Source organism: Yersinia artesiana, assembly GCF_902726545.1.
Classification (GTDB): domain Bacteria; phylum Pseudomonadota; class Gammaproteobacteria; order Enterobacterales; family Enterobacteriaceae; genus Yersinia; species Yersinia artesiana.
The window spans coordinates 26,634-46,071 of record NZ_CACVAD010000001.1; the positions used below are offsets into that span (position 1 = coordinate 26,634).

Consider the following 19,438-nt stretch of genomic DNA (forward strand, 5'->3'; position numbering starts at 1 on the left):
CGCCTTATTTTAATAGCACCAGATATTACTTATCTACGCCCTTCTCGGGCATCGGAATATGCATCGTTGTTTGCAGTAATCCCTTAGACTTATTAAATATCTTAATGCCGTTTTCACGTCCTGCCCGGCGAGCACGTTGCTCTTCTTGAGGTAGCTTCAGTTCTTCCTGACAAATCGGGCTACAGCAACCTTCAAATTTTGCAGCACAAGCGGGGCACTGAATAAACAGCAAATGGCAGCCATCATTCTTACAGTTAGTATGTGTGTCGCTCGGTGTGCCACACTGGTGGCAATGCGCGATAACATCATCAGAGATCCGCTCGCCCATCCGCTCATCAAAAACAAAGTTTTTACCTATAAACTTAAGTGGCAAACCTTGTTCTTTTGCTTTGCGGGCATATTCGATAATCCCGCCTTCGACGTGATAGACGTTTTTAAAACCATTATGCAACATATAGGCGCTGGCTTTCTCACAGCGAATCCCACCGGTGCAATACATGACAATATTCTTCTCTTTGTCATGTTGTAGCATATCAACCGCCATCGGCAATTGTTCGCGGAATGTGTCCGAGGGAACTTCTATCGCATTTTCGAAATGGCCGACTTCGTATTCATAATGATTTCGCATATCGACGAACAAGGTATCGGGGTCATCAATCATCTGATTAACCTGATCGGCCTTCAGATAATGCCCGACGTTACTGGGATCGAAACTGTCATCGTCGATGCCGTCAGCCACAATGCGCTCGCGGACTTTCATACGCAGCACCCAAAATGACTTGCCGTCATCTTCATGCGCGACATTCAGTCGCACCTGGTCCAGCGCAGGATGTGCGGCAAACAGCGCCACTTTAAATTCATCATAACGGTTGGCAGGCACGCTAATTTGGGCGTTGATGCCCTCTTTGGCCACATAAACCCGGCCGAAAACACCGAGCTTAACAAATTGACTATAGAGGTTATCGCGGAAGGCTTTTGCATCTTCCAATATGAAATATTTATAAAAAGAAACTGTGGTGCGCGGTTCGGTTTCAGCCAACATGCGCGCTTTAAGTTCCTCATTAGAAATTCGGTTATGTAACACTGGCATGGTGTACTTTCCTGTCTTTCAGAGAGGTTACTGATAAATATTTAATTACTGCTCAATGGGTTACGTAAGTCATTCGACTGCAAACCACGGTAAATCATCGCGCAATAGAACTGATATTTTGGCACCGGTCACCCCGTGCGGCGCATATAATACCTGAAACACCGACCGGGCACATCTTTAGCGGCAATCTCGATCGGTAAAAGCGGAAAGAACGACGCCGGAGAGTAAAGCAACTCCAGCGGTAATCAGTAACGTTTTGCTCTGCCAATCGGCACCGAAATAACCCAATATGCCCCCGACGACCAATAATCCCGCACTGAGTTTTGCAGCTGTCATCGACGGCTCTCCGATATAAATGAATAACACCACGTAAGTGACTAACCAATAGATAAATCGGCACTATCATAACGCAGAAATAATAAATCCCTCTGCAAGTGAGAGGGATTTATTTATCCATCAATTAAAATTATCGTGTATTAGTTTATTCGTTGCAATTTAGCCGGTAGCCCCTGCCGGACTGCCGCGCCACTCACCCAATCGAGCCAGGTGTTGGGGACTTCTCTGGTGGGGTCGGTGAAACCGAGATCGTTCAAATTGGTTCCCTGGCCGATGCGTGGGTCTGACGCCATCACAACACCATCCAGTGTGTGAGCTCGGGTACCCATTTCCCGATGACCATAGCCATGTTCAATGGCAACAACACCTGGCATAACGCCATCCAATAGACTGACTTGCACCTCCATCTGCCCTCCCGGGGTCATTAACCGCACAATATCACCATGTTGAATACCAAGGCGCTGCGCATCTTGCGGGTTGATCGCCACCAGATTGGTGGATTTGACCGCACGCAGGCGCTCAATCATTGCCGTTGAACTGCTCATCAGGTGAGACTTAAATGACATCAAGCGTAATGGCCAGTCGGCTGCCGGATAATGCTGGAACACATCCGAGCCGTCTGCCAGGCGCGGCGGATACCAGGTCGGGCAGCCGCTGTAGCGCTCGCCGGTAATGGCATGGTGATGTTTCGCCACATTTTCATTCCAGATTTGCAATGGTTTCTTCCATTGTGGCCCAGTGGCGTCACCGTTCCAGCTTTTTTCATACGGCGCAAAGCGCCCACCACGCGCCAGCAAATAAGCCACACGCCGCTGCTCATCTTGGTACAAACTGCGCTGAAGTGCAGGCCATAGACGATCGACGCCGGTTAAGCGCAATTCATCATCAACGGCCGCTGGCAGCGGCTTTTCGCCACCGTAGGCAATATTGGCCGCCGCGCGTAAGTAATAATCTTCCGCGCGATCCAGCGACAAGCTATTCCCCTCGCTATCCTGCATAGCATTGGCCCCAAATCCCGGTAACTTCATCGCCTTGGCAACCGCAATCAAGAAACTCTCCATGGCCACCGGTTCACCTTGTGCGGTGCGGGCGGTGCGTGGCTCTACCACCGGCCAACGAGCGGTGCTGGCCTTCACTAACACACCGGCCCACGGCGCACTGAACCCCCAACTCTCAAAATTATGGGTGTCCGGCACGATATAATCCGCCAACGCGGTGGTTTCATTCATAAAAGCATCGATAGCGATGAATAAGGGTAACTGACGGGGGTCTTGCAACCGCTCTTCAATGAGATTGCGCAGGCCCGCCACCCCATACAGCGGGTTGGTCATATGGCTTATCCAGGCTTTCAGCGGATAGGGGTAACCCGCCAGCGCTGGGGCTAATTGTTCGGTTAACTGCCCGCCAACAAACGGATACCACGGGCCACGGGCCGGATAACCTGATTGCCCTTGTTGGATTTTCTGCTGATATTCTTCTGACTTTTCATAAGGCTGTTTACTGCGCGATAGCGGCAACCCCTTTGGCTTAACCATGCCGGCAAAGGTGGCTAACTGGTAACGTGGCCCATCAGCAAAACCGTCAAATTTGCCACCACCGACCGACACGCCACCTTTCAGGTTGAGGTTACCAATCATGGCATTCAACATCATGACTGCCCAGGTGGTGTAAAACCCGTTGCCTCCCATCATGCCGCCATGTGAAATCACCGCAGCCTGACGCTGATAGGCAGTGAACTCGCGGGCTAATCCGATAATTGTCGCCTCCGGCACGCCGCATTGCTGACTGTATTCGGCCAGCGTAAAGCGCGCGGCAGCTTGTTGCAGGCATGTCATGCCCGATTGCACTTGTACCTTTTGACCATCATGCAAGGTGACGTCTTGGGTGACGAACAATTCGGCCTGTAACATCTGAGCGGCGGGATGCAACGTTCCATCGATGGCTTGCGCTAATACCGGGCTTTCTTCTCCCTCAGCGACGGGTTCGCCACTCAACATATTGGTGCGTAAAAACTGCCCCGCCAGCGGATGGGTTTCTGTGGTGATAACCAAATGGCTGGCATTAGTCCAACTGCGCTCCCCAGCGGCTTGCATCGCCATTTCACCAGGAATGGCAAGATAAGCATGGTTAAACCGATGCTGTTCGATAATCCAGCGGATCATTCCCATCGCCAGTGCGGCGTCGGTTCCCGGCAGTACCGGAACCCAGCGGTTATGCTGATTGGCCAGTGTGGTGGTCAGCGGCAAAGCAGGAGCGACCACCACATAATTGAAATCATCCCGTTGGCGGGCATTGGCTAACTGTCGCCCCTGACGTTTAAACGGGTTACCCGATTGCGCCGGTGAGGTTCCTAAAAACAGGGCGAAACGGACGTTATCCCAATCAGGCTTAACATGGGCATTTTTGTCCAAATCCCCCATCAACGCACCAGAACCGGCGCGGTAGGCCAGCCCACAATAGGCACCGTGGCTACCCAAGTTTTTGGTGCCAAATGCCTGATTTGCAAAGCGCCGAATAAAAGCATCTCGCCCATCATCACCGGCATTGGTTACCAGCAACTGATTAGCTTTCGGGCCTAAAGAGGGCTGTTTAGCATCAATTGGTGTAGCCAAATCACGGATAGCGCTCAGCCCCTCAACCGGTCCCTCGCCAAATAAATCGCCGCCCTCGGTCACCTCGGCGACCAATTGTTCAAAACTGATACGCTGCCATTTACCACTACCGCGCGGCCCCACTCGCTTCATCGGTTCCGTGATGCGGTAAGGGCTATCGACACCTTCCAACAGGGTTGCCCCGCGGGCACAAGCGGTTGAGCGCCCGGTCATGCCCTGCTCACCGCCAAGACGTTGCAGCGCTTCGCCTACCGGTAATTGATAGGGGAAGTGGTGGTCATGAGATAAGGGGTGGTAAGGGTTACCAGCGATGCGCAGGATCTTGTTCTGCTGGGTATCGACCCGCACCCGCAAGCCGCACAGCGTCCAACAGCCAAAGCATTGTGTCATGGAAACAGCCTGCTGAGGATTGGCTTGCCACTGTGGCCCGACTCGTCCTTCTGTTGGCAACGCATTACCACTGATGGGATCAAGTGTCAGTTTGCCCGCACTGCCATCCACCAATCCAGCCAGTGTTTTGCGCGCCACCGCATGGTAGCTGGCACCAAACGCCACTACGCCACCCAAGGCTAAGCTGCCCTTTAACCATTGACGCCGTGTAGACTTAGCCATGATGTATTTCCCCTTCCACTCGGTTTGTACCTGTTACTTTTTGTTCAAGCCATTTGACACCTTCGCGGATAGCAATAATTGCTGCCACCCATAATCCGAAAGTACCAATAATTGCCAGCAATCCCTCGCTGCCCAATGGCAAGGTGTAAGGATTAGCTAACACATTGTATTTAGGCAAAGTTTGCGTTTGCATCAGTAGCAACCAGCGCACTGACCAGCACAGTGTCAGTGCGATCAATACCTGAGTTGCTATCACGGGAGTGGATAATGTTTTTCTGCTATTGAATAGAGTCAACCCGAATAACAGCAACCACAACACCAGCGGAAATAGCGCGATAAATGGCGACTGAACAGCCCAATGGCGCAGGGCTTGCGCGGAAGGGGTATCGCCGCTGGCCCATAGCAGCGTAACTAATGCCAGCGCCCCTAAACTGATCAGTTGCCAGCGCGCCAGTGGGCGTTGATATTGCGGTTCACGCCATAGCCATAGCGCCAACAAAGAGGGAATGGCCTGACAGGCAGTCAGGAAAATAAACAGCGGTAACCACCAGCTAAACCACAGCGGTTGGGCGCGTAATATTGATACCTCTCGCCCGGTGTAAAGCAAAATGCTGATGGCGGAAAGCCCACAAAGCAGTGCCAACCCAGCCAGCAGCCGTGGCACAGGTTTGGCCTTTAACCGGCTATAAATCAGCGCCAGAAAATAGCCCATCACCAACATGCTAAACAGCGGTAAGAAGATGGAGCCCCATGACATCCACGACCACGGGGTGAAATGCGCATAAAAATGCCAAACACGGGCCGGTTGATGAAGATCCGCATTTAGCGCCAGAGGGGCAACCACGACGGCGGTCACCGCCAGCATCAGTGCGGCGAACTCCCATTGACTTTGTTGCGCGGATAGCTTCCCTTGACGAGCGCAGATGCGCTGCCCGCCCGCAAACAGCACCGCGCCGCACGCCAGTCCGATAAAGAAGAAATATTGCACGGCCCAGGGTAGCCAGGCGATATCCTGCGGGCGCGCCAGAATTTCACGGATCATCGTTTCATGATTCATGCATGAACCTCCTGCCAAAGTGCCGGTTGGCCTGATAATGGCTGGGTAAACACCTCGTTTAATCCGAGGTAAAACACCTGTGGATGGGTGCCTTGCTCCGGTTTCAATACTTTGATGTCAGCAGCATGCTCCAAGAGCATTTTGCGCAATGTGCTGTTGCCATCACGCAAGTCGCCAATAATCCGCGCCCCACCGACACAAGACTCCACGCAGGCTGGCAATAATCCGGCATCAAGGCGGTGAACGCAGAAAGTACATTTATCTGCCGTTTGAGTGCTGTGATTGATAAACCGCGCTTCATAAGGGCAAGCTTGCACACAATAGGCGCAACCTACGCAGCGGGTATTATCAATCACCACAATGCCGTCTTGCCGCTGATAAGTGGCTTGTACCGGGCAGACCGGCACACAAGGTGGATTATCACAGTGATTACATAAGCGCGGCAGTAATACGTTAGTGACACTTTCTGCCCCCGATAGCGCAATCTGATACTGATTAACGGTGGTGCGGAATTGACCTTGTGGCAGTTGGTTTTCGATGGCGCAACTGACGGTGCATGCCTGGCAACCAATGCAGCGGCGTAAATCAATCAACATGGCATAGCGCCGTTTGATATCACCTTGTTTGCGCACCGGCGCCATCTGCCAGCCCGCATCAGCTAATGGCACCAGTGCGGCTCCGGCGGTTAACACCCCCAGACGCTGTAGAAATGCTCTCTTCCCTTGATCCATTTTTTCTCACCCTCTTCTTGATACAGAGAGTGTAGAAATCGACGAGCAGAAGCCCTATTGTGGTTTTCCACATTCCCTTTAGGGACTTGATCCAGGACAATTGCACCCTGCGACGGGGATCATAAAAAAGGAACATGCATGTATTTCAGAGTGCTGGCGATAATGCTGTTTAGCTGTATTTCTGTCGCCCACGCCCGTGATTGGACGATTGGCGTGTTGGCGCTGCGTGGCGATGCTCAGGCACAAGCACATTGGCAACCGTTGGTCGATAATTTGAATCAGCAACTGCCGGAGCAGCATTTTCAGTTATTACCGCTGGACTTACATGCGATGAAAAACGCCGTGGCGCAGAATCGAATTGATTTTCTGCTCACCAATCCGGCGCAATATGTGCAGATTGATAGCCACTTTCCGCTGCGCTGGTTAGTCTCTTTGCGCTCAAGTCATGAGCCCGATGGCACCAGTCGCAATGTGATTGGCAGTGTCATTTTGGTGCGGGCTGACAGTGATATCCGCTCACCACTGGGGCTGACTGGCAAACGTGTCGGCGCGGTGTCACCTGAGGCTTTTGGCGGTTACTTATTGGGATACAAAGCATTACGCGATGCAGGGCTACAACCTGAAGAGGATTTCAAGCTGCATTTCTCCGGCTTCCCGGTGGATGCGCTAATTTATCTGCTGCGTGATCGCGCCATTTCTGCGGCTATTGTCCCCACTTGTTTGCTGGAAGATATGCAAGCGGAAGGGTTGGTACATGCCCGCGATTTTCGGCCATTACTAGCAAAACAAGCCACGATCCCCTGTCTGACCAGCACCGAGTTGTACCCAAACTGGTCATTTGCCGCGCTGTCACATGTGCCGGATGAATTAGCCGATAATGTAACGCGAATTTTGCTCAACCCCGCTGACAGCAAGGCACCGCAGTGGGGCGCCCCCTCCTCCACCAGTCAGGTTGAAACCCTGTTGCGCTCGGTCAATCAGCACCCGCAACAGCCCTATTTCTGGCAACAAATTCTCGATTGGGCGCAGCAGCACCGGCTGTTGATTGCCGCCATTGCGCTGATTCTGCTACTGCTCGGCGCTAATCATATTTGGGTGGCGTTTCTGGTGCGCCGCCGCAGCCACCAGCTTGAACAACTACACCAGCAACTCAGAATCAAGGAGGGCGCATTGGAACAGGCCCAGCGCCTAAGTATTCTGGGCGAAATGGCATCGGGCTTTGCTCACGAACTGAACCAGCCGCTTTCTGCCATTCAACATTATGCCGACGGCTGCGCCATTCGCCTGCAACGAGAGCAAGCGGATCATCCGTTATTGCCCATTCTCGGGCAGATCAGCCAACAGGCTCAACGCGGGGCCGATACCATTGCTAACTTGTGCTTGTGGGCAGGGAAATCCCCCTCATCTGACAGGGCGACCGTCAGCCAGCCGCTGCCAGAACTGCTGTTGCATCTGTGGCAATTATTAGGGGCAGAGCAACATCAACCACCGTGCCAGCTACATACCGATATTGACCCACAGATTGCGCTACATTTACCGCCGACCTTACTGGATCAGGTGTTGTGCAACCTGATAACCAATAGTTTGCAAGCGGGTGCACGTCAGTTATGGTTTAGTGCTCATCAGCAAGCCTGCGAGGTGACACTGACATTGCAAGATGACGCCGGAGGATTGACCTCAGAGCAACTCAGCCAACCATTTGCCCCTTTCCGCTCCAGCAAAAGTGAAGGCCTCGGCCTGGGTCTGGTGATTTGCCAACGGCTAATAAACAGCCAGGGCGGAAATCTGCTATTGCGCAATCAGGTTGCCGCCAATGGCCATATGGGGCTGTATGTCATCGTGACGTTGCCACTTAACCTCAGCAAGGAGCTTAGTTTTGTCACTGATTCACCTGGTTGATGACGATATTGCTGTCACTGATGCCTGCCGTTTTTTACTGGAAAGCCTCGGCTACAAAGTAAAAGTGTGGCATGAGGGCGACCGTTTTCTGGCGCAAGCTGATTTATATCAGCCTGGCGTATTGTTGCTTGATATTCGCATGCCACGGCTTGATGGCACTGAGGTCTATGCCCAGATGCGCCAGTTAAACAGCACGCTGGCGGTGATATTTCTCACCGCACACGGCGAAGTGCCACAAGCGGTTGAACAAATGAAATTAGGGGCCGTCGATTTTCTGCAAAAACCGGTCGCTACGGCACCGTTAATCGCAGCGTTACAACAGGGTTTTGTGCAATCAGCACAGCTTGTCACCCGCCGACAGGTACAACTGCGCTATGCCTCCCTGACCCCACGGGAGCAGATGATTGCCCAATGGGTAATGCAAGGTTTGATTAATCGTGATATCGCGGATAGAGCTTGTGTCTCCGTGCGCACCGTCGAAGTCCATCGCGCCAAAGTGATGGAAAAAATGGCCGTCAATAGCCTGGCCGAATTAGTCAGCCTATTAAATCCGATAAAATAGCCAAATCGACCTTGGTCACATAACAATCAAACAAGTGCTTTATCTGATGAAAACTTCAACAAAAAGGCATAAAAATGGCTTTTTGGTGCGGTCTTTTTTCCTGTAAGCCGCTAAAAATGCCACAATAGTCTACTTTAAAACGACAGATAAGCAGGTTGGTACAGGGCCTATTGAGGTTCTTTTATGAACTCTAGTGCACCATCAATAGCAAATAGTTAACTGTCCGAACGAATGACAAGGACGATGAAAACAGATATGCAAGCTCCTTCTTTTAATCGCTCACTACTGCACCCTCGTTATTGGCTGACCTGGCTCGGCCTCGGTATTCTCTACCTGCTGGTGCTACTCCCCTACCCAGTGATTTATGCTATGGGTACCTCCCTTGGCCGCTTTTCCATGCGATTTCTTAAGCGACGTAAGCGCATTACGCAGCGTAATCTGGAGTTGTGTTTCCCGGATATGCCCAAAAGTGAACGCGACGAACTGCTGGTGAAGAATTTTGAATCCGTCGGCATGGGGCTATTTGAAACCGGTATGGCATGGTTTTGGCCCAATTGGCGTATTGAGCGTTGGTGCAGTGTTAGCGGGCTGGAACATATCCAAAAAGCGCGCGATGAAGGCAAAGGGGTTTTGTTGATAGGCTTACATTTTCTGACGCTGGAGCTGGGGGCGCGTATTTTTGGCATCTACAATCCAGGGATTGGTGTCTATCGTCCACATGATAATAAAGCCATGGATTGGATGCAGACTTGGGGCCGCATGCGCTCCAACAAAGCCATGCTGGATCGCAAAGATCTCAAAGGGATGGTCCGCAGCCTTAAACAGGGTGAGATTATCTGGTATGCACCAGACCATGATTACGGCCCACGCAGCAGTGTGTTTGTGCCGTTGTTTGCTGTTGATCAAGCCGCCACCACCACCGGAACTTACCTGCTGGTGCGCATGGGTAAACCGGCCATTATTCCTTTCACTCCGCGCCGACTACCGGATGGGAAAGGCTATCAGCTACTTTTACAGCCGGCGGTGGATAACTTCCCACTGGACAATGAAGTCGAAGCCGCGGCATTTATGAATAAAGTGGTCGAAAAAGAGATTGAGCGTGCGACGGATCAATACATGTGGCTCCACCGGCGTTTTAAAACCCGACCCGAAGGCGCACCTTCGCTATATGAGTAACTAGCTTAGATCAAAATAATATAACCAATGATAATGAGAATTAGTTTACATCAGTTTTTTTGATACAATCTGTCAGTATTATCCAATAGAAATATAGTGCTGGTCTGACGATACTGAATTAATTTCTCTGAGTTATTTTCTGGTTATATTTTTTCTTCATAAGGATATATCTATATATGCTGGCAACTCTCAACCTCTGGTTCACACGGCTTACGGATCACCCGAACGGCGGCAAACTATTATTACGCCTGACGTTCGGTGTTTTAATGTTATTTCATGGTGTGGCAAAAATTCAGCACGGCACCAGTTGGATCGCCGCGTCTTTACAGGAACAGGGCATTCCCGGCTTTGTCGCTTATGGTGTTTACATTGGCGAGATCGTAACCCCGATTCTGATTATTCTTGGCCTGTTCACCCGCCCAGCCGCATTTATTTATGCGGTTAACCTGCTGGTGGCGGTATTGATGGTCGGTACCGGTAAGTTCTTCACCCTGACCCAAGTGGGTGCATGGGGTTTGGAAAACGAAGCAATGTATTTCCTCGGCGGCGTCGCTATTATGTTGCTGGGTAGCGGTCGTTATTCCGTTACCAAAAATGAAGCTTATCGCTGATAACTAACATCACTCTGCTGATGTGATAAAAAAGCTGCTGCGCCACCAAGTGCAGTGGCTTTTTATTCCATTATTACCAAATGGAATAAGCATATCCCCGCATTTCAAACCCACTTTCCATTTTAATAAAAACTAACATTCATCTCATTGATGTGAATGCTCTATAAGCGCATACTTATCAAGCTAACTGTTTTATTCTTGTGCTTTGTTGCCCCTTCAAACGCCCCTATCGACGAATAAAGAGACGCAAAGTGATCAGCTTTTGAGAAGCAATCCCTTGCTTAATCGGTAATTTATGACCCCGGCATCACAACCTGTTAACTGGAAAAGAAACCTATTTGTCACCTGGTTAGGCTGTTTTTTAACCGGTGCAGCATTTAGTCTGATCATGCCATTCTTGCCACTGTATGTGGAGGAATTAGGGGTGAGCGGCCACCAGTCATTGAACATGTGGTCGGGTCTGGTGTTCAGTATTACCTTCCTGTTTTCAGCCATTGCCGCCCCTTTTTGGGGGAGTCTGGCAGACCGTAAAGGCCGTAAGATCATGCTGTTGCGATCGGCTCTCGGCATGGGGATTGTGATGGTGCTGATGGGGATGGCGCAGAATATTTGGCAGTTTTTGGCGCTACGCGCCCTGCTGGGGCTGTTGGGTGGATTTATTCCTAATGCCAATGCGCTGATTGCCACCCAAGTGCCGCGCAATAAAAGTGGCTGGGCACTGGGTACGCTCTCAACCGGCGGGGTCAGTGGCGCATTAATCGGGCCACTGATTGGTGGGTTACTGGCTGATAATTATGGATTACGACCAGTATTCTTTATTACCGCCGGGGTGCTATTCGCCTGCTTTGTCATGACCTGGTTTTATGTCAGGGAGCAGTTTGCACCGGTGTTGAAAAAAGATATGCTCAATGGGCGGCAGGTATTTAACTCACTGAAAAACCCTAAGTTAATCCTTAGTCTGTTTGTCACCACCATGATCATTCAGATTGCGACCGGTTCGATTGCGCCCATCTTGACACTGTATGTACGCGAACTGGCCGGAGATATTCATAATTTGGCCTTTGTCAGCGGCATGATAGCCTCGGTGCCCGGTGTTGCTGCGCTAATCAGCGCCCCCAGATTAGGTAAGCTGGGGGATAAAATCGGGCCAGAGCGCATTTTGATCGCCATGTTGGCATTATCTGTGCTGATTCTTATCCCAATGGCCTTTGTTCAGACCCCGTTGCAACTGGGCATTTTGCGTTTTTTATTGGGTGCAACAGATGGCGCATTATTGCCTGCGGTGCAAACCTTGCTGATTTATAACTGTACCAATCAGGTCGCGGGGCGAATTTTCAGTTATAACCAATCATTCCGAGATGTGGGTAATGTCAGTGGCCCATTGCTTGGTGCGGCGGTGTCTGCCAGCTATGGTTTCCGCGCGGTATTCTGTGTCACGGCCGTGGTCGTGCTGTTTAACGCCCTTTACTCTTACTGGTGTTTGCAACGCCAACCCTTAAAAGCGCACCAACGCGAAGTCCAACAGCGGCAAGATAGCTAACACCCACCGCGCTGAACCCACATATTATTCTTAATTAAAGCGCCTATATCTGTGCATTTTTTCAGCATAAAAGCCCAAAAAGTACACAAAATAACAGCGAAAAGAACCACCAGATTCGATTTAAACTGACTGATAATTGTAATGCATGTCGACTTTTAATCTAAAAATACGATATAACCCCCGGTGGAAATTAAAAAATGACGTTATTATTGCGTTAAATTCTACTGTAACGCGTGTTAATTCAGACCACTGGCCAACGCGCCAATGAGATAGCACTCGATGATAATTACACCCTAAATAATTCGAGTTGCAGGAAGACGGCAACTGAGTAAATCCCCTGGAGCTTACATAAGTCAGTGACTGGGGTGCACGAAGGCAGCCAACGCACATGCGCTTGAAGTATGACGGGTTTATTCGCTCATTTTAAGGCGATTCTATGGGAAGACTTTATGCAAACCTCTATTAACACCCCTGGCGGTCGTACGTTCTTTGGGCACCCTTATCCGCTCAGTGGACTATTTCTTTCCGAGATGTGGGAGCGTTTCTCGTTCTACGGCATCCGTCCTCTCTTAATTCTGTTTATGGCTGCCACCGTTTTTGAGGGTGGTATGGGCCTGCCGCGCGAACAAGCTTCAGCTATCGTCGGGATTTTTGCCGGGAGTATGTATCTGGCAGCCCTGCCCGGCGGTTGGTTGGCGGATAACTGGCTGGGCCAACAGCGCGCAGTTTGGTACGGCTCGATTCTGATTGCATTGGGACATCTGTCCATTGCCTTGTCAGCCTTCTTCGGCAATGACCTGTTCTTTATCGGTTTGGTGTTTATTGTTCTGGGTACCGGCCTGTTCAAAACCTGTATCTCGGTTATGGTCGGCACCCTCTATAAGCCGGGTGATGCCCGTCGCGACGGTGGTTTCTCACTGTTCTATATGGGTATCAATATGGGGTCATTTATTGCACCGCTGCTCTCTGGCTGGTTGCTGCGCACCCACGGTTGGCATTGGGGCTTTGGCATTGGCGGGATTGGGATGCTGGTGGCATTACTTATCTTCCGTGGTTTTGCCATACCGGCCATGAAGCGCTATGACGCAGAAGTGGGTCTGGATTCAAGCTGGAATAAACCCACCAACCAGCGCCAGGGGGTGGGCAAATGGGTTACCGCCATTATGGCGGTGGTGGTAGTGATTATTGCGCTTATTTCTCAGGGCGTTATTCCCATCAATCCGGTGATGATTGCCAGCTTGCTGGTGTATGTTATTGCCGCCTCCGTAACACTCTATTTTGTCTATCTGTTCGCTTTTGCCAACATGAGCCGTAAAGATCGCGCCCGTTTATTGGTATGTTTTATCCTGTTAGTCTCTGCGGCCTTCTTCTGGTCTGCTTTTGAACAGAAACCCACCTCATTTAACCTGTTTGCCAATGACTATACCGACCGCATGGTGATGGGTTTTGAAATCCCGACCGTCTGGTTCCAGTCAATTAATGCGCTGTTTATCATTCTGTTAGCACCGGTATTCAGTTGGGCGTGGCCAGCACTGGCGAAGAAAAAGATTCATCCCAGCAGTATCACTAAATTCGTGATTGGTATTTTATGTGCTGCGGCAGGTTTTGCCGTGATGATGTACGCCGCACAACATGTCCTCAGCAGCGGTGGCGCGGGTGTTTCACCATTGTGGTTGGTGATGAGTATTCTGCTGCTGACATTAGGCGAATTGTGCCTTAGCCCTATCGGGCTGGCGACTATGACCTTACTGGCACCCGACAGAATGCGCGGTCAAGTGATGGGGCTGTGGTTCTGCGCCAGTTCACTGGGCAATCTGGCTGCGGGCTTGATTGGGGGTCATGTTAAAGCGGATCAACTTGATATGCTGCCAACCCTGTTTGCCCGTTGCTCCATTGCGTTGGTTATCTGTGCGGCGGTATTGATATTACTTATCGTGCCTATTCGCCGGTTGATGAACAACACTCAGGGCCAGCAAACCGCCTGATAGCCAAGACTTAATCTGTCGCATTTCTCAACCCGCCCCAGTGGTGGGTTCAGAGTGCTGACAAAGCCTAAGGACTCGATCTTGCAAGGTGAAGGCAGGCAGAGGAGTAAAGCGTCCGCGCCAGGGATGGCGCGGCTCGAGCCCCCAAGGATGGGTTTACGGCGTCTTTACGATCTGCCTGTTTTCACCGATACGGGCACTTTCTCATTAACCTCAACCCGACCCTGTAGCGGTTATTTTCATTCAGGATGCCACCTGAACCTTACACAATCCACTCACGTTGCTGTAGCACTACTCGATAACCATCGATGTCTTCAAAGGTTTTGCCGCTCACATCCCAATACGGGTTATAAGACGTCACCTGACAAAAACCCGCAGTGCGCATTTGCTGACACTGATTGTGCCATTGCTTCTCGTCCGGCAGATAAAATACTAATAGGTTATCCGACGTCGGTGCCCGCCCTACCTGTACACCACGATGATGAGTGAACTCCAGATGGTACGCGTGATGTGGGTGTCCCAAAATGACACCGTCAAATCCCTGATGATCGGCAAAACTGCCTAATTCAGAAAAACCCAGACCACGGCAATACATCTCACTGATTAATTTAAGATTATCCGTGGGTCTGGCAACGCGCATCACTGAGGTTGTTGGCAAAACGGATGAGTCGAGCGATTGGGTGGATTGAGATGGATACAGAGGTCACCTGCTGTTATTCATAGGGGCCGTGATGAGCGTCAATCGGCAGCATAAAGGTATCAACAATCATTGATAAAGGAACATCGATAACCGTGACATATTTCCATGGCCCGGCGCGCATATCCCATTGCACGCCGGGGTAATATTGATGCCCATGGCCCTGCCCCGGCACAGTGCGGCTGATAATACTGCCGCAGCCAGATAACACCATAATACCGACTCCGAGAATGATAATGCGCATCAAGGAATGCCCGCAACAGTTCAGTTTAGACATGGATTCAATCGGCTCTTCATATTCACAGAAAACTTCATATTTACAGAAAAAATGGGCCATCCCTGAGCCCATTTTTCTATTTTGACCTACCCGCTATTTCGCGGCGGGGAAGGCCTTTGGATTATGCGCCAGTTGGCGATAATGGCCGTTCCAAATTTGATACTGTTCCGGCTGCTGCCAGACTTGCTGGTGCAAACGTGAGATCAATACCGGATCGCTCAGCAACTCTAAGCGCTGCAATTTGGCCAATTTCTCCGGCCCTGCCTGCAGCGCTTGCGCCACCCGCTCGGCACGATATTGTTCGATAATCGCACGCGTGTGATGACGAGCCGTTGCCATCGCGCTGACTAACGCGTTATAGGATGGGTTCATCACCGCATGGAAGAAACCGTCGCTGAGCGCTCGCTGATGGTTAAGTTTCAGATACTCTTCCGTAGCGACCAATTCCCGTGGCGGATTATATTCCTCAGGGATCAGGAATAATTTCGCCCGTTTGCTAGCCAATCCCAAGGTACGGCGGCTGGAGAACACAGAAACCACCGGAGACAAGATCAGCGAGAACACGATAGGCGATAACCACCACAAGAAACGCAGATCCAGCCAGGCCACACCACTGGCCCAAACCACACCTAGCATCAATTGTGGCCCGTGGCGCACCATAGCTTCACTCCATGGCGTTGCATCATCATCGCGTTGCGGTGAATTCCACTGCACTGACCAGCCGAGGAAGGCACTCACCACAAATACCGTGTGGAAAAGCATCCGAACCGGTGCCAGTAATACTGAGAACAGCATTTCCGCCAGCATTGACAGCAACAGACGAATCGGCCCACCGTACTCTTTCGACCCTTTGGCCCAGATAAGAATAATACTGAGTAACTTAGGCAAAAACAGCAACACTAAAGTGGTGGAGAACAGACCAATCGCCAATTCCGGCCGCCACTGAGGCCATACCGGGAACAACTGGCGTGGTTGCAGGAAGTATTGTGGTTCCATCAGGGTATGCACCGCTTGCAGCGCCGTACATAACACCAGGAACATAAACCACAAGGGTGCGGATAAATAAGACATAACGCCGGTAAGGAACACCGCCCGATGCACCGGATGCATGCCCTTAACCAGGAACAACCTAAAGTTCATCAGGTTACCGTGACACCAGCGACGATCGCGTTTTAACTCATCAAGTAAGTTAGGCGGCAATTCTTCATAGCTGCCCGGCAGATCATAGGCAATCCACACCCCCCATCCGGCACGGCGCATTAATGCCGCTTCGACAAAATCATGAGAGAGAATGGCACCGGCGAATGAGCCTTCACCTGGCAGCGGTGCCAGTGCACAGTGTTCAATAAATGGCTTCACCCGGATGATGGCGTTATGCCCCCAATAGTGGGACTCGCCCAGTTGCCAGTAATGCAAACCGGCAGTGAACAGTGGGCCATAAACGCGGGTGGCAAATTGCTGGATGCGGGCATACAGCGTATCCATACCGGATGCCTTCGGCGCAGACTGAATGATCCCGGCATTCGGATTGGCTTCCATCAGCCGCACCAGCCCGGTCAAACATCCGCCGCTCATCACGCTGTCGGCATCCAGGATCACCATATAGCTATACTGGCTGCCCCAACGGCGGCAAAAGTCATCAATATTGCCACTTTTGCGTTTCACCCGACGGCGACGGCGGCGATAGAAAATACGGCCATGCCCGTCAACATCACGACACAATTCCAACCAGGCTTTTTGCTCTGCCACACAGATATCAGGGTCGTAGCTGTCACTCAGCACATAAATATCAAAGTGCTCAAGCTGCCCCGTGGCGGCCACCGATTCATAAGTGGCGCGCAACCCCGCAAACACTCGCTCCACGTCCTCATTACAAATAGGCATAATCAGCGCCGTCCGGTGTGCCGGATTTAACGCCTCATCCCCTTTAATGGTGGAGGAAATGCTGTATTTATCCTTACCAATCAGTAATTGCAGAAACCCCATCAACGCAGTCCAGAAGCCCGCAGAGACCCAACAAAACAGAATGGCGAACAAAATAAGAATGCCGGTTTGCAGTAAGTAAGGCAGTAACTGCATGACCGACACCTGCCAGTTCTGTTTCCAGATTTCGAACGGATCGATCAATGCCCAGCCCTGATAAGGCAGAATGGTCTTCATGTAGCTGGTCGCAATGGTGGTTTGCAACACAATCAGTATCAGCAAGATATAGCGGCGCAGAGAACCGACGCTACGCCATTTCTTCTCGGCAAGCGCCTGTTCATGTGTTTCTGCACGCGAAACAGGGCTGCGACCCAGTAATGAATCCCAAAAACGCCCAACTGGATTGGTACGCCAGGCCTGCGGTGCCATGCTGGTGCGCTTGATTGGTGGCGTGGCATGAATAACCGTGCGCCCTTCGTCGTCTTGCGCCAGTAGCTTGCCATCATCGAGGGCATCAGGCCATGCAGCTTGCAAACGGGCATTGACCGAAGCCAATGCACTGTCTTGTTCACTGAATTTCACACTGTCAGCAGTGCCTGCCGCCAATTGTTGATGAACCCGAGGTATGGCATCAGGTGTGCTGGTCAGCAGCACATCCTCAGGTAAAGCATCGCGCAACGCCCCTTGCTGCTGCGCAGTCAGGGGCAAGTTGGCAATATAATCCTGTACAGGAGATTGATTTGACTTATTCATCGGCAGGTAGCTGATAGCTCCAGGTTTCAGTCAGGGTTTTATCGCCGTTAACCAGCGCTGCGCGCATTTCTATTGGTTTCTTGGCATCCTTAACTTTTAGCCGCAGTGTCAAACGCCAGCCTTTGGTCACTGGATTGTAGCGAACACTGTTTTCGATCAACTCACCGTTGTCATCAACGCTGACCTGCGAAGCCAGTGGTGCATTTTCATCGAGTGATTTTAGCGCTGGGCCAACAAAATCAACAAGAAAAGCGACGCTACCGTCTGGTTCACGGATTAGGTTCGACTGTTTCACATCACCGGTTGAACGCAGAGTTTGTTTGACATAAGCCACATCTGGGGAATGTAATTTCTCTTCATCACGGGTGAAATGCAGGCGGTAATTCAGATCAAGCGAAGTTTTGGCATCCGGCAGGACATCCGGAGTCCAGAACGCCACGATGTTATCGTTGGTTTCATCTGCCGTCGGAATTTCCACCAGCTCGACTTTACCTTTACCCCAATCGCCGCGAGGTTCAACCCAGGCACTTGGACGTAAATCGTAGCGGTCATCTAAATCCTCATATTGAGAGAATTCACGGCCACGTTGCAGCAAGCCAAACCCTTTCGGATTTTCAATAGTATAAGTGCTGACGGACAAGTGTTTAGGATTGTTCAGTGGTCGCCAGATCCATTCACCATTACCTGCATGAATAGAAAGACCATTGGAATCATGCAACGCTGGGCGATAGTTCAACACCGCAGACGGCTGACTTGGGCCAAACAGGAACATACTGGTTAATGGTGCAATCCCAAGTTTCTCTACTTTGTCGCGCAGGAAAACTTTCGCCTGCACATCAATAGTGGTGTCACGCCCCGGATAGATAATGAATTTATAAGCGCCAGTTGCACGTGGGGAATCCAGCAGGGCATAGATAACTAAATGTTTATCATTAGGTTTCGGTCGCTCAATCCAGAACTCGCGAAAACGTGGGAATTCCTCACCGGAGGCCAGTGCCGTATCAATCGCCAGCCCGCGCGCAGAAAGACCATAAACCTGGCCCTTACCAATCACACGAAAATAACTGGCACCCAACATGCTGACGATTTCGTCTTTTTTATCCGCTTTGTTAATGGGATATAGCACTTTGAAACCGGCAAAACCCAAATTCTTCACTGACTCAGGATCATGCTTGACCGAACCGAAGTTAAAATAGTCTGGACTATAATTGATTGGTTTCACACTGGTGGCAGTGACTTCATTGATTTGCACCGGTGTGTCGAAGTACATACCTTGGTGATAAAATTCTAACTTGAACGGCGTATCCAGTTTGTTCCAATACGATTTATCATGGTTAAACTGGATCTGTTGGTAGTCGGCAAACTTCATTTCACGAAATTGCGATGGAAGATTACTTTTCGGCGCTTCGAAACTTTTACCCGCCAGAGCTTGTGCCTGCTTAGCCACATCATCTAACGAAAAAGCCATGGCCTGAGAAGTGAATAATGACAGCAAGAGAGTAACCCCCAGCCATCCAACGCTGATCGCGCGTGACCCTTTTGACATTCTATTGACGTTCGACAAAATATTAACTCCC

Annotated in this window: 15 protein-coding genes; 6 read left to right on the forward strand and 9 right to left on the reverse strand. The window is 50.8% G+C overall.

The annotated features are described in order from the left end of the window. Positions 1–25: 25 nt before the first annotated feature. From trhO to ttrB, 5 genes are all read right to left on the reverse strand, one after another. On the reverse strand, positions 26–1,090 hold the full coding sequence (gene trhO, locus HU019_RS00145) for an oxygen-dependent tRNA uridine(34) hydroxylase TrhO (protein ID WP_174847126.1): 1,065 nt from the start codon (positions 1,088–1,090) through the stop codon (positions 26–28). 177 nt (positions 1,091–1,267) lie between these two features. Next, on the reverse strand, positions 1,268–1,426 hold the full coding sequence (locus tag HU019_RS00150; protein WP_174847125.1) for a hypothetical protein: 159 nt from the start codon (positions 1,424–1,426) through the stop codon (positions 1,268–1,270). Positions 1,427–1,566: 140 nt separating this feature from the next. Then, positions 1,567–4,650, reverse strand: a complete 3,084-nt coding sequence (gene ttrA / locus HU019_RS00155; protein WP_174847124.1) for a tetrathionate reductase subunit TtrA — start codon at positions 4,648–4,650, stop codon at positions 1,567–1,569. Continuing rightward, positions 4,643–5,707, reverse strand: a complete 1,065-nt coding sequence (ttrC, locus tag HU019_RS00160; protein WP_174847123.1) for a tetrathionate reductase subunit TtrC — start codon at positions 5,705–5,707, stop codon at positions 4,643–4,645. Before ttrC ends, ttrA begins: the two co-directional genes overlap by 8 nt. Beyond that, complete coding sequence (gene ttrB / locus HU019_RS00165; protein ID WP_174847122.1) at positions 5,704–6,438, reverse strand: tetrathionate reductase subunit TtrB; 735 nt, start codon at positions 6,436–6,438, stop codon at positions 5,704–5,706. Before ttrB ends, ttrC begins: the two co-directional genes overlap by 4 nt. Before the next feature lie 138 nt (positions 6,439–6,576). Between ttrB and ttrS the strand changes: the two genes are divergently transcribed. The 6 genes from ttrS (at position 6,577) to HU019_RS00195 (ending at position 14,211) form a co-directional block, all read left to right on the forward strand. Further along, a complete protein-coding gene (gene ttrS, locus HU019_RS00170; RefSeq protein WP_174847121.1) occupies positions 6,577–8,337 on the forward strand; it encodes a tetrathionate respiration histidine kinase TtrS in 1,761 nt (586 codons plus the stop codon). Then, positions 8,315–8,899 carry a tetrathionate respiration response regulator TtrR gene (gene ttrR, locus HU019_RS00175; protein WP_174847120.1) on the forward strand — a complete coding sequence of 195 codons (585 nt, stop codon included), beginning with the start codon at positions 8,315–8,317 and terminating at the stop codon, positions 8,897–8,899. The genes ttrS and ttrR overlap by 23 nt, the downstream gene beginning before the upstream one ends. Positions 8,900–9,154: 255 nt before the next feature. Further along, a complete protein-coding gene (locus HU019_RS00180) occupies positions 9,155–10,075 on the forward strand; it encodes a Kdo(2)-lipid IV(A) acyltransferase (RefSeq protein WP_174847145.1) in 921 nt (306 codons plus the stop codon). Between the two features lie 176 nt (positions 10,076–10,251). Continuing rightward, positions 10,252–10,686, forward strand: coding sequence for a DoxX family protein (locus tag HU019_RS00185; protein ID WP_050078775.1), 435 nt, complete (start codon positions 10,252–10,254; stop codon positions 10,684–10,686). A 295-nt stretch (positions 10,687–10,981) separates the two neighbouring features. After that, positions 10,982–12,226 carry a multidrug efflux MFS transporter MdtG gene (gene mdtG, locus HU019_RS00190; RefSeq protein WP_174847119.1) on the forward strand — a complete coding sequence of 415 codons (1,245 nt, stop codon included), beginning with the start codon at positions 10,982–10,984 and terminating at the stop codon, positions 12,224–12,226. A gap of 449 nt (positions 12,227–12,675) precedes the next feature. Continuing rightward, positions 12,676–14,211, forward strand: coding sequence for a peptide MFS transporter (locus HU019_RS00195; RefSeq protein WP_174847118.1), 1,536 nt, complete (start codon positions 12,676–12,678; stop codon positions 14,209–14,211). A 262-nt stretch (positions 14,212–14,473) separates the two neighbouring features. Here HU019_RS00195 and HU019_RS00200 read toward each other — a convergent pair whose 3' ends face one another. From HU019_RS00200 to HU019_RS00215, 4 genes are all read right to left on the reverse strand, one after another. Beyond that, positions 14,474–14,851, reverse strand: coding sequence for a VOC family protein (locus tag HU019_RS00200; protein ID WP_174847117.1), 378 nt, complete (start codon positions 14,849–14,851; stop codon positions 14,474–14,476). Positions 14,852–14,924: 73 nt separating this feature from the next. Beyond that, positions 14,925–15,152, reverse strand: coding sequence for a YceK/YidQ family lipoprotein (locus HU019_RS00205; protein ID WP_174847144.1), 228 nt, complete (start codon positions 15,150–15,152; stop codon positions 14,925–14,927). Between the two features lie 126 nt (positions 15,153–15,278). Further along, entirely contained in the window at positions 15,279–17,861 is a 2,583-nt protein-coding gene (gene mdoH, locus HU019_RS00210) for a glucans biosynthesis glucosyltransferase MdoH (RefSeq protein WP_174847116.1), read from the reverse strand. Beyond that, a complete protein-coding gene (locus HU019_RS00215; RefSeq protein ID WP_174847143.1) occupies positions 17,854–19,407 on the reverse strand; it encodes a glucan biosynthesis protein G in 1,554 nt (517 codons plus the stop codon). Before HU019_RS00215 ends, mdoH begins: the two co-directional genes overlap by 8 nt. Positions 19,408–19,438: the final 31 nt, after the last annotated feature.

Bases quoted from the DNA above. Each gene is read 5' to 3' on its own strand.
- trhO (WP_174847126.1), bottom strand. From the start codon at position 1,090: ATGCCAGTGTTACATAACCGAATTTCTAATGAGGAACTTAAAGCGCGC.
- HU019_RS00150 (WP_174847125.1), bottom strand. From the start codon at position 1,426: ATGACAGCTGCAAAACTCAGTGCGGGATTATTGGTCGTCGGGGGCATA.
- ttrA (WP_174847124.1), bottom strand. From the start codon at position 4,650: ATGGCTAAGTCTACACGGCGTCAATGGTTAAAGGGCAGCTTAGCCTTG.
- ttrC (WP_174847123.1), bottom strand. From the start codon at position 5,707: ATGAATCATGAAACGATGATCCGTGAAATTCTGGCGCGCCCGCAGGAT.
- ttrB (WP_174847122.1), bottom strand. From the start codon at position 6,438: ATGGATCAAGGGAAGAGAGCATTTCTACAGCGTCTGGGGGTGTTAACC.
- ttrS (WP_174847121.1), top strand. From the start codon at position 6,577: ATGTATTTCAGAGTGCTGGCGATAATGCTGTTTAGCTGTATTTCTGTC.
- HU019_RS00180 (WP_174847145.1), top strand. From the start codon at position 9,155: ATGCAAGCTCCTTCTTTTAATCGCTCACTACTGCACCCTCGTTATTGG.
- HU019_RS00185 (WP_050078775.1), top strand. From the start codon at position 10,252: ATGCTGGCAACTCTCAACCTCTGGTTCACACGGCTTACGGATCACCCG.
- mdtG (WP_174847119.1), top strand. From the start codon at position 10,982: ATGACCCCGGCATCACAACCTGTTAACTGGAAAAGAAACCTATTTGTC.
- HU019_RS00195 (WP_174847118.1), top strand. From the start codon at position 12,676: ATGCAAACCTCTATTAACACCCCTGGCGGTCGTACGTTCTTTGGGCAC.
- HU019_RS00200 (WP_174847117.1), bottom strand. From the start codon at position 14,851: ATGCGCGTTGCCAGACCCACGGATAATCTTAAATTAATCAGTGAGATG.
- HU019_RS00205 (WP_174847144.1), bottom strand. From the start codon at position 15,152: ATGCGCATTATCATTCTCGGAGTCGGTATTATGGTGTTATCTGGCTGC.
- mdoH (WP_174847116.1), bottom strand. From the start codon at position 17,861: ATGAATAAGTCAAATCAATCTCCTGTACAGGATTATATTGCCAACTTG.
- HU019_RS00215 (WP_174847143.1), bottom strand. From the start codon at position 19,407: ATGTCAAAAGGGTCACGCGCGATCAGCGTTGGATGGCTGGGGGTTACT.